The organism is Lentzea sp. NPDC004782, from assembly GCF_040609115.1.
Lineage (GTDB): Bacteria > Actinomycetota > Actinomycetes > Mycobacteriales > Pseudonocardiaceae > Lentzea.
Genome location: NZ_JBEXJN010000002.1, coordinates 300,950 through 311,236 on the forward strand (window position 1 = coordinate 300,950; position 10,287 = coordinate 311,236).

The window sequence follows — 10,287 nt, forward strand, 5'->3', positions numbered from 1 at the left end:
TCCGCCAAATGCGCATGCTTTCGTGGCGACCGCTCACCAGCGCGGACGCCCAGACGTCGGCCGACCTGCTCAACGCCATCGAGACCGTCGACCAGATCGGCGAGCACTACACCGCCGAAGACACGCTCACGGAACTGATCGACCCCTACGCGGATCTGGAGCGCGCAAGCCTCGCGGCCTTCGACGGTGACGCGATGATCGGCTACATGAAGGTCCGCCACAAGCCGTCGGCGGAGCACGTCCACCGCGTCACCATGGACGGCGGCGTGCACCCCGACCACCGCCGCCGCGGCCTCGGCACCGCACTCGTGGAGGCCGGCATCGAGGCGGCGAAGACGGTGCACGCGCTGCACCACCCGACCCTGAGGCTCGTGGTGGACGTCCACAAGGCCGCGCAGATCGCCGGTGTGCCCGAACTGATGCGGTCCCAGGGCTTCGCACCCGTCCGCCACTACCAGCGCATGGAGCACCCGCTCACCGACCTGCCTCCGGTTTCGCGGAGCCCGCGGATCGAGGCCTGGTCGCAGCAGAACGACGAGGACTTCCGATTCGTGCGGAACGAGTCGTACGCCGACCACTGGGGCGCGGTGGCGATGCCCGCGGACCAGTGGCAGAACAAGATCACCAACCAGACGTTCCAGCGCGACCTCAGCTTCCTGATGCGGGATGCCGACGGCGTGGCGGTGGGGCTGTTGGTGACCATGAGCTGGGAGGCCGACACGGAGGTGACCGGCATCCGCGACGCGCACTTCATGCTCGTCGGGACGCGTCCTACGTGGCGGCGGCAGGGCGTCGCGAGCGCGTTGATCGCACATGCGCTTCGTGCGGCGTCCTCGCTGGGCTACGACCAGGCCAGCGTGCAGGTGGACACGGAGAGCACGATCTTCGAGAAGGCGGGCTTCACCGCGCGGATGCGGTACGTGCGGTGGGCACGTGAAGCCACCTGAGAGCGGCGGCCGCGGCGACGATGCCCACCACCAGCACCAACAGCCGCCACAACAGGGACCAGCTGGAGGTGTGATGGCGGATCGTCGACCACAGGTTTTCGGCGGACCGTTCACCTGGGCGTTCGCACACGTGCGGGTCGGCAGGCGAGACCGACCGCTCGCCGCCCGCCCGGTTGGGGTTGACCAGCGGACTGATTAACGTCATCTCCTGCAAGCTCCTTCGCTCCGGACACCGCTGCACTGGTGGAAACCCGGCGAAGGTGACTGAACGGCTCCCTCTGACCAGGGAGCCGTTCCCTTCTTCACGGGCAGGCGCCACCGGGAGGAGGCCAGCGTATGGAGCTGTGAAGGGTTGAGTAAGCCGTGGGCGCTCTCCGGTCGCCGGACGGCCGGAGTTGCACGGTGGGTAGCAGAACGGCCGGTGCGCGTGTGAACGAAAGCCCGAACCGGCTAACTGCAGCAGGGTGCGTTGAACGGTTATCCACAGGGGGTGGACGGCCATTTTGGCGCGGTGAACGTTGCTTGGAGCCATCCCAATTCAGAAACACCTGGTTACGCTCAGCAGGATTGTTCGGCCGCTATAACCGTCTCGGTGTGCCTATGCGGCTATTCGTCGTCGGAGACCGTCCACTCAACACACGGCCGGAAGATGTCGCACTAGTCGTGCACCAGGCCGAGGGCTCCTGACTGGACGACGAAGGCCCCCGGCGTCGTTGACGGGGGCCTTCGAAGCGGACTGCGTGGGCGAGGTCAGCCGCGCAGTTCCATCGTGCAGCACTTCGGGCCGCCGCCCGACTTGCGCAGCTCCGAGATGTCCACGAGCACCGGCTCGAAGCCGCGGCGCGCGACCTGGTCGGCCAGGTGGGTGGCTTCGCGGGGCATGACGACGTGCTTGCCGTCGGACACCGCGTTCAGGCCGAGGCAGACGGCGTCGTCGTCGTTGGCGATGACGGCGTCCGGGAACAGGCGGCGCAGGACCTGTTGCGAGCCCGGTGAGAAGGCTTCCGGGTAGTAGGCGACCAGAGGGGCCGGTGACTGGTCGTCGAGCATGAACAGGGCCACGTCGAGGTGGTAGAAGCGCGGGTCGACCAGTTGCAACGACACCACGGGCACACCGAGCACCTCCTGGGCCTCGCCGTGGGCGTGCGGGTCGGTGCGGAAGCCCGTACCGGCCAGCAGCAGGGAGCCGGTCCAGGTGAAGTCGCCTTCGGCCTCGTTCACGGCGGTGGGCATGACCACGGACTTGTAGCCGGCGCCGAGGAACCAGCGGCGGAAGTGGTCGGCTTCGGCGGCGCGTTGGGGGGCGCGGAAGCGGGAGCCCAGGACTCGGCCGTCGATGACGGTGCCGCTGTTGGCGGAGAAGACCATGTCCGGCAGGCCTGGGGCCGGGTCGATGACGTTGACCTCGTGGCCGAGGCGTTCGTAGGTCTCCTTCAGGGCCGTCCACTGTTCCACTGCCAGCGTCGTGCTGGTGGGCTGGGTCGGATCCATCCACGGGTTGATGGCGTACTCCACCGTGAAGTACGTCGGCGGGCACATGAGGTACCGACGGGTGGTCGGCATGCGCGTCGGCGCGAGGGGTGCGGCGATGTCGAGCGTGATCGGCTCGCCGGGCCCGGAGATGGATACGGTCATGGATCGAAATGTAAAGGCCAGTTGGACCATCGATCAACGCCGCGACATTGCGTGAACTAGGGCAGAATGTTGCGTGTGGACAGCATCGACCAGCGAATCATTTCGTGCCTGATGGCGAACGCCCGATCCAGCTACGCGGAGATCGGCAAAGAAGTCGGGTTGAGCGCGCCCGCGGTCAAGCGGCGGGTGGACAAGCTCCTGGACAACGGGGTTCTGCGCGGGTTCACCGCGGTGGTGGACCCGGAGGCGCTCGGGTGGGGTACCGAGGCGTTCGTGGAGGTGCACTGCAAGGGCAACGTGGCGCCGCACGACATCCAGCACCGGTTGGAGCCGATGGCCGAGGTCAGCGCGGCGTACACGGTGTCCGGTGCGGCGGACGCCATCGTGCACCTGCGGGCCGCGGACATCCACCACCTGGAGACCGCGCTGGAACGGCTGCGGGCCGTCGAGATCATCGACCGGACCGTGTCGACGGTGGTGCTGTCCCGGCTCCTGGACCGGCCGCCCGCCCCCTAGAGTCCCCGGCTATGGCTGAGGTTCTGCTGGAGCACAACGACTCCGTCGCCGTGATCACGATCAACGATCCGGACCGGCGCAACGCGCTCACCGTCGAGTTGTCCCGGCAGCTCGCGGACAAGGTCGAAGAAGCGGAAGGCCAAGCCAACGCGCTGATCATCACGGGAGCTCCGCCCGCGTTCTGCGCCGGTGCGGACCTCACGCAGCTCGGCAACTCCAAGGACGAGGGTCTGCGGAACATCTACCGGGGGTTCCTGGCCGTGGCCAACGCCTCGATCCCCACCATCGCGGCGGTCAACGGGGCCGCGGTGGGCGCCGGGTTGAACCTCGCGCTCGCGGCCGACGTGAGGGTCGCCGGGCCGAAAGCTCGGTTCGACGCGCGGTTCCTGCAGCTCGGGATCCACCCCGGCGGCGGCATGACGTGGATGTTGCAGAAGATCACCGACCGGCAGACGGCTACGGCCATGACGCTCTTCGGGCAGGTCCTGAACGCCGACCAGGCCGTCGAGAAGGGCCTTGCCCATGCGAAAGCCGAAGACCCACTGGCAGTAGCGAAAGAGCTGGCCAGGGCCGCCGCGGAGGCGCCAGGAGCACTCGTGCGGACCATCAAGGCGACGATGCGGGCGACCGATGCAATGCACGACCACGCGGACGCGGTCGAGACGGAGCTGCGACCACAGGTCGCTTCGATCGACACTCCAGAGTTCGCTGCCAGGCTGGCCGCGATGAAGGCTCGGATCAGCGGACGTTAGGTGTTACCTTGAGTAACAGGTATCGGGGGTGACATGTGCCGCATTCGGGTATCCGCTGGTAGCGCGGTGCCTACCGTTTAGTTAAGGACCCGGTGCGGCAGATGGGACAGTTCGTCTCGCCCAGTGGTACGTGCGCCGTCTGGCACGCGGTTCTGGCGACTACCCTCGAGGTGGGGCACAGCCACCCTTGGAGAGAGGTATCGGCGTAGGAATGAGCACTGAGACCCGCAAGCTGGATCGCGTCGTGATCCGCTTCGCCGGCGACTCCGGCGACGGCATGCAGCTCACCGGAGACCGGTTCACGTCGGAAGCGGCGGCGTTCGGCAACGACCTCGCCACCCAGCCCAACTTCCCCGCCGAGATCCGCGCGCCCCAGGGCACCCTCCCCGGCGTTTCGTCGTTCCAGCTGCACTTCGCCGACTACGACATCCTGACGCCGGGCGACCGGCCGGACGTGCTCGTGGCGATGAACCCGGCCGCGCTCAAGGCGAACGTGGTCGACCTGCCGGACGGCGGCATCCTCATCGTCAACACCGACGAGTTCACCAAGCGGAACCTGACGAAGGTCGGTTACGACTCGAACCCGCTCGAGGACGAGTCGCTGGCACGCTTCCAGGTCCACAAGATCGCGATGGCGACGCTGACCATCGGCGCGCTGGAGGAGACCGGGCTCGGCAAGAAGGACGCCGAGCGCGCGAAGAACATGTTCGCGCTGGGGCTGCTGTCGTGGATGTACCACCGGCCGACCGAAGGCACGGAACGGTTCCTGCGCGAGAAGTTCGCGAAGAAGCCCGACATCGCCGAGGCCAACGTGCTGGCGTTCCGCGCCGGCTGGAACTACGGCGAGACGACCGAGGCCTTCGCCGTCACCTACGAGGTGGCGCCCGCGAAGCTGAACATCGGCACCTACCGGCAGATCACCGGCAACACGGCGACGGCGTACGGCATCGTCGCGGCGGCGCAGCGCTCGAAGCTGCCCGTCGTGCTCGGCACGTACCCGATCACGCCGGCGTCGGACATCCTGCACGAGCTCAGCAAGCACAAGAACTTCGACATCACCACGGTGCAGGCCGAGGACGAGATCGCGGGCATCGGCATCGCGCTCGGCGCGTCCTACGGCGGTGCGCTCGGCGTGACGTCGACGTCGGGTCCCGGCATCGCGCTGAAGTCCGAGACCATCGGCCTCGCGGTGATGACCGAGCTGCCGCTGCTGGTGATCGACGTGCAGCGCGGTGGCCCGTCCACCGGTCTGCCGACCAAGACCGAGCAGGCCGACCTGCTGCAGGCGATGTTCGGCCGCAACGGCGAGTCGCCGGTGCCGATCGTCGCGCCGCAGTCCCCGTCCGACTGCTTCGACGCCGTGCTCGACGCCGCCAGGATCGCGTTGAAGTACCGCACGCCGGTGCTGTTCCTCTCCGACGGCGCGGTCGCGAACGGTTCCGAGCCGTGGCTGATCCCGGACGTCGACTCGCTGCCCGACCTCACGGTCGAGTTCGCGACCGACCCGGAGACCTTCCAGCCGTACGCGCGCGATCCCGAGACGCTGGCCCGCCCGTGGGCGGTGCCCGGCACCCCTGGTCTGCAGCACCGCATCGGTGGCCTGGAGAAGCAGGACGTCACCGGCAACATCTCCTACGACCCGGAGAACCACGACCGGATGGTCCGCCTGCGCCAGGCGAAGGTCGACGGCATCGAGGTGCCGGACGTCGTGGTGGACGACCCGGACGGCAACGCCCGAGTGCTCGTCGTGGGCTGGGGCTCGTCGTACGGCCCGATCGGCGCCGCGGCGCGCCGGGTCCGCAAGCTCGGACTGCCGGTCGCGCACGCGCACCTGCGGCACCTCAACCCGTTCCCCAAGAACCTGGGCGAAGTGCTGCACAGGTACGACAAGGTGATCGTGCCGGAAATGAACCTCGGTCAGCTGGCGTTGCTGCTGAGGGCGAAGTATCTGGTGGACGCCGTGTCCTACACCAAGGTGCAGGGTCTGCCCTTCAAGGCCGAAGAGCTGCAGGACGTGCTCGCTGACGTGATCAAGGGGGTGTCGGCGTGACCGCGATCGACCTCGGAATTCCCGGGTTGACCGGAGTTCCCACTACCGACGAGAAGCAGACGGCGAAGGACTACAAGTCCGACCAGGAAGTCCGCTGGTGCCCAGGCTGCGGCGACTACGTGGTGCTCAACGCCGTGCAGTCGTTCCTGCCGTCGCTGGGTCTCAAGCGCGAGAACATCGTGTTCATCTCGGGCATCGGGTGCTCGTCCCGCTTCCCGTACTACATGAACACCTACGGCATGCACTCCATCCACGGCCGTGCGCCGGCCATCGCCACGGGTCTCGCCGTGTCGCGGCCGGACCTGAGCGTGTGGGTGGTGACCGGTGACGGCGACGCGCTGTCCATCGGTGGCAACCACCTGATCCACACGTTGCGGCGCAACGTGAACCTCAAGATCCTGCTGTTCAACAACCGGATCTACGGCCTGACCAAGGGCCAGTACTCGCCGACCTCCGAGGAAGGCAAGGTCACCAAGTCGACTCCGGTCGGCTCGCTCGACCACCCGTTCAACCCGGTGTCGCTGGCGCTGGGCGCGGAGGCCTCGTTCGTCGGTCGCGCGATCGACTCGGACAAGGCCGGGCTGACCTCGGTGCTGCGGCAGGCCGCGGAGCACCGCGGTTCGGCGCTCGTCGAGATCTACCAGAACTGCCCGATCTTCAACGACGGCGCGTTCGACGTGCTGAAGGACGCGGACGAGGCGCAGCGGCGGATCATCAACGTCGTCGACGGCGAGCCGATCCGGTTCGGTCGCGAGGGCGAGTACTGCGTGGTGCGCGAGGGCTTCGGGCTCGCGGTCGCCAAGTCCGCGGACGTGGACGCCTCGGACATCGTGATCCACGACGCGTCGGACCTGAACCTGTCGTTCGCGCTCTCGCGGCTGTCGACGCAGGACCTCACGCACACCGTCACCGGTGTGTTCCGGCGCGCCGACCGGCCCACGTACGACGACAGCGCGCGGGCCCAGGTCGCCGAGGCCAAGGCCGCCAAGGCCGCGGACCTGAGCAAGCTGTTGCACGGCAAGGACACCTGGACCGTGGTCGGCTGACCCGGCCCGACGGAGAAGGCCCCCACCGAACGCGGTGGGGGCCTTCTTCTCGCTGTGGGTGTCACGGGGCCGGGCGGAACCCCGCCTTCTCGGCGTCGGCCTCGGTCCGGAACCAGACGTCGGCGCGCGTTTCGCCGAAGTTCGCGGACCCCTCGGTGTAGTAACGACGGCCGGTCAGCGTCGCCTTCACCGCGAAGTCCGCGGCCGGGGCCAGGCCGTCCGACTTCGGCAGCACCGAGCCGGGACCGAACGGCGAGCGCGGGTTGAAGCCCTCCGGCTGCTGGAACCGCGACGAGCCGGGCGCCGGGGCGCCGTTCGGACGGCCACCGGTCGACGGCGAGTACCCGACGGGGCGCGGCCTGGACGGCAGCGCGGCGGCGGGTGCGGGTGGGGCCGGTTCCGGCTTCGGCTGCTCGAAGGCGGCGAACGCGGAGAAGCTCTGCTGGCGCTGCTGGGTGGTGCGGCGGGCCTCGCGGATCGGCAGGCCGGCCTCGGTCAGCCGCTGCGGCAGGTCGGTCTCGACCGGCTCCGGCTCGGGCTCCGGCGGCGCGGCGAGCAACGGTTCGTCGCTCGGCACGAACTTGGGCACGAACGGCTGGTCGTTGGTCGTGTCCGGGAGCTGGCGGGTCTGGCCGAGCGGGGGCAGCGGCTCGTCGGCGTCGAGCAGGGGCTCGAACAGCGACCGCGGACGGTCGGCGGCGGGCTCCGGCCTGGCGGGGGCCTTCGGGGCCTCCACGGCGTGGTCGAAGGCGGCGGCGACGGCGCGGGGCTGGCGTCCGGTGGTCTCCAGCTCCGTCTCCGGCGGGGCACCGAACGCCGAGAACGGCGCGGGAGCCGGGGCACCGGGGGCGCTGAAGGGCTCGACGTAGCCGACGGGCTGAGGGCGCTCGGGCAACTGCTGGACGACGGGCTGGGGACGGGCGCCGCGCTGGGGCAGCTCCTGGGCGTAACCGACAGGCTCAGGGCGGCCAACCTGCTCGGGCTGCTCCTGGGCGTAGCCGACGGGCTGGGGCCGACCGGCCTGCTCGGGCTGCTCCTGCGGGGCCGGCTCGAAGTCCTCGGGTTCGAGCGGCTCGCGCCGAGCGTGCGCGGGCTGCGTCTCCGGCGCCGGCTCGGTGAAGCCGGGCTCCTCGGCCAGCGTCGACTCGAAGACGCCGTTGCGGACGTGCGGTGCGTCCGGGTCGAGCGGCTCGACCATGGTCTGCTCGGCGGCCGACTCCGGTTCGACGAAGCCGTCCAGCTGGCCGGAGATCTCGTCGCGCAGGCCGGGGTACTCGCCGGTGAGGTCGTTGGCGGGCCAGGAGCTCTCCTCGACCGCGATGAACGTCGTCTGCTCGGAACGGGTGCCCTGCTGGTGGACGGGCTCGTCCTCCTGCTCGGCGGCCTCGTCGAGGAACGCCTCCTGCTCCTGCTCCGCCCACACCTCGCGCGGCTGGTAGATGAAGTCGTCGGCCTGCTCGTGGACCTCGGCGGGCGCGGTCGGCTCCGGGGCGGGCGGCGCGACCTCCGCGGTCGGCTGCGCGGTGGGCACGAACCCGGTCTGCTCTGCGGGGAGCTCCGGCTCGTCGTCGAAGTCGGCGGCCTCCAGCCCGGAACGCGGCAGGACCGCCGTCATCTCGGCCGGCGTCTCCTCGGGGACGTCCTCCGGGGCGAGCCGCTCGAACAGCGAACGCGGGCGGTCGTCGTCGGTGGCCTCGGCGCGTGCCCTCTGCTCGGCCAGCTGCTCCTCGAACCGGCGCTGCGACTCGTCCGCCTCCATGTACTGGCGGACCGGCGTGACCGGCTCCTGCACGACGGGCTCTTCGTCGACCGGCTCGTCGACCGGCTCAGCGGGCTTTTCGGCGGGCTTCTCGGCGGCGACCGGCGTCACGGGCTCACCGAAGTAGGCGGGGGGCTCGACGTAGGGAGCGGGCGCCGGCACCTCGTCGCCCAGCGACCGCGGCGGGTTGTCGCCCCACTCGTCGACCTCGAAGTCGTCGAGGGGAGACGGCGCGGCGACCGGCGCGGCCGACCGGCGGGCGTCGAGAAGTTGATCTTCGAGGTCGGCGATCTGCCGGCGTGCGGGTCGAACCAAGACCAGCCACGTGAGCGCCACTCCCGCGACGAACGCCAGCAGACTCCACAGCCAGACCTGCCCGAAGACATTCACGGGTAAGCCCCTTCTACGACCACACTCCGACCCCACTCACTCGGAAGGGTGAGCATGGCCAAACTACAGTGCCTTTGATGATGCTCCGTCACTACGCCGTTCAGCGCAAACAAGCAGAGGAAACGCCAGCGTAGAGTGGGATTTTGTGCCCCCTCTGACGACTTCTTCCATCAGTTCGCCAGAAGTTCACACCCAGGGGCGAGGCGTCACGTACGGCGCAGCCGCCTACGTCCTTTGGGGCTTGTTCCCGGCCTACTGGCCACTGCTCGTACCCGCCCAGCCGGTCGAGGTGCTCGCGCACCGGATCGTCTGGTCGTTCGTCACACTCGCCATCGCCGTCGTGATCCTCAAGCGGTGGCGTCCCTTCCTCGATTTATCAGGAAAGGGCTGGCTCATCGTTACCGCTGCCGCGGTGTTGATCACGGTCAACTGGGGCACCTACATCTACGCCGTCAACAGCAGGCACGTCGTCGAGTCCGCACTGGGGTACTTCATCACGCCGTTGGTGAGCGTGGCACTCGGCATGATCTTCCTCAAGGAACGATTGCGTCTCGCTCAGACGATCGCGATCGGCGTGGTCGTCGTCGCTGTGATCGTGCTCACCGTCGACTACGGCCGGCTGCCGGTGATCTCGCTGGTCCTGGCCGGTTCGTTCGGCGTCTACGGGCTGCTCAAGAAGAAGGTGCCGCTGGACGCCGTGTCCAGCCTCACCGCGGAGAGCGCCGTCATCGCCCCGATCGCACTGGTCTACCTGCTCGCGCTCGGCAGCGCGAACACCTTCACGACCGCGGGCACCGGGCACACGTTGATGATCCTCAGCACCGGCGTCGTCACGGTGGTGCCGCTGCTGCTCTTCGGTGCGGGCGCGCGGCTGATCCCGCTGATCACCATGGGCATGCTGCAGTACCTGGCACCGGTGCTGCAGTTCGCGTGGGGTGTGTTCGTCGTGCACGAACCCATGCCGCCCAGCAGGTGGGTCGGGTTCGCCCTCGTCTGGCTGGCGCTGACGATCTTCACGTTCGACGCGTTGAAGGGAACGCGGGGGCCCCGCGTTCCCCAGAAGGAAACGCGGGGCCCCCGCGTGACAAACGGCAACGGCTAGATGAGTAAGTCCAAGGGGTAGGCACCTGGAGACCTGGGGCGAGGGTGTCGATGTACGGGTTGTGACGACCGACATTGACACCCTCGCGAC

9 protein-coding genes are annotated in these 10,287 nt (G+C 68.8%); 6 read left to right on the plus strand and 3 right to left on the minus strand.

The window, feature by feature from the left end; all coding sequences use genetic code 11:
* The first annotated feature begins 8 nt into the window (after positions 1-8).
* The gene (locus ABZV40_RS03230) at positions 9-947 is read left to right on the plus strand and encodes a GNAT family N-acetyltransferase (protein ID WP_355434928.1); all 939 of its coding nucleotides are present in this window, start codon (positions 9-11) and stop codon (positions 945-947) included.
* On the opposite strand, the gene ABZV40_RS03235 is transcribed toward ABZV40_RS03230, so the two are convergent.
* Together ABZV40_RS03235 and ddaH are read right to left on the minus strand one after the other, a co-directional pair.
* Positions 901-1,152: a hypothetical protein gene (locus ABZV40_RS03235; protein WP_355434931.1), complete on the minus strand. Its 252-nt coding sequence runs from the start codon at positions 1,150-1,152 to the stop codon at positions 901-903. The two genes, ABZV40_RS03230 and ABZV40_RS03235, sit on opposite strands and share 47 nt — an antisense overlap.
* 545 nt (positions 1,153-1,697) lie before the next feature.
* Positions 1,698-2,582 carry a dimethylargininase gene (gene ddaH / locus ABZV40_RS03240; protein WP_355434933.1) on the minus strand — a complete coding sequence of 295 codons (885 nt, stop codon included), beginning with the start codon at positions 2,580-2,582 and terminating at the stop codon, positions 1,698-1,700.
* A 75-nt stretch (positions 2,583-2,657) separates the two neighbouring features.
* On the opposite strand from ddaH, the gene ABZV40_RS03245 reads away from it, so the two are divergent.
* From ABZV40_RS03245 to ABZV40_RS03260, 4 genes are all read left to right on the plus strand, one after another.
* The gene (locus ABZV40_RS03245; protein WP_089948968.1) at positions 2,658-3,098 is read left to right on the plus strand and encodes an Lrp/AsnC family transcriptional regulator; all 441 of its coding nucleotides are present in this window, start codon (positions 2,658-2,660) and stop codon (positions 3,096-3,098) included.
* Between the two features lie 11 nt (positions 3,099-3,109).
* Positions 3,110-3,850: an enoyl-CoA hydratase gene (locus ABZV40_RS03250; RefSeq protein ID WP_355434936.1), complete on the plus strand. Its 741-nt coding sequence runs from the start codon at positions 3,110-3,112 to the stop codon at positions 3,848-3,850.
* 211 nt (positions 3,851-4,061) lie between these two features.
* Positions 4,062-5,900 carry a 2-oxoacid:acceptor oxidoreductase subunit alpha gene (locus ABZV40_RS03255; RefSeq protein WP_355434938.1) on the plus strand — a complete coding sequence of 613 codons (1,839 nt, stop codon included), beginning with the start codon at positions 4,062-4,064 and terminating at the stop codon, positions 5,898-5,900.
* On the plus strand, positions 5,897-6,946 hold the full coding sequence (locus ABZV40_RS03260; protein ID WP_355434942.1) for a 2-oxoacid:ferredoxin oxidoreductase subunit beta: 1,050 nt from the start codon (positions 5,897-5,899) through the stop codon (positions 6,944-6,946). Before ABZV40_RS03255 ends, ABZV40_RS03260 begins: the two co-directional genes overlap by 4 nt.
* 61 nt (positions 6,947-7,007) lie before the next feature.
* Here the strand turns inward: ABZV40_RS03260 and ABZV40_RS03265 are convergent, their stop codons facing one another.
* Positions 7,008-9,095 (minus strand): hypothetical protein, encoded by a 2,088-nt coding sequence (locus tag ABZV40_RS03265; protein ID WP_355434945.1) that lies wholly within the window; start codon positions 9,093-9,095, stop codon positions 7,008-7,010.
* A 145-nt stretch (positions 9,096-9,240) separates the two neighbouring features.
* Here ABZV40_RS03265 and rarD point away from each other — a divergent pair, with 145 nt between their 5' ends.
* Entirely contained in the window at positions 9,241-10,197 is a 957-nt protein-coding gene (gene rarD, locus ABZV40_RS03270; RefSeq protein WP_355434948.1) for an EamA family transporter RarD, read from the plus strand.
* Positions 10,198-10,287 lie beyond the last annotated feature (90 nt).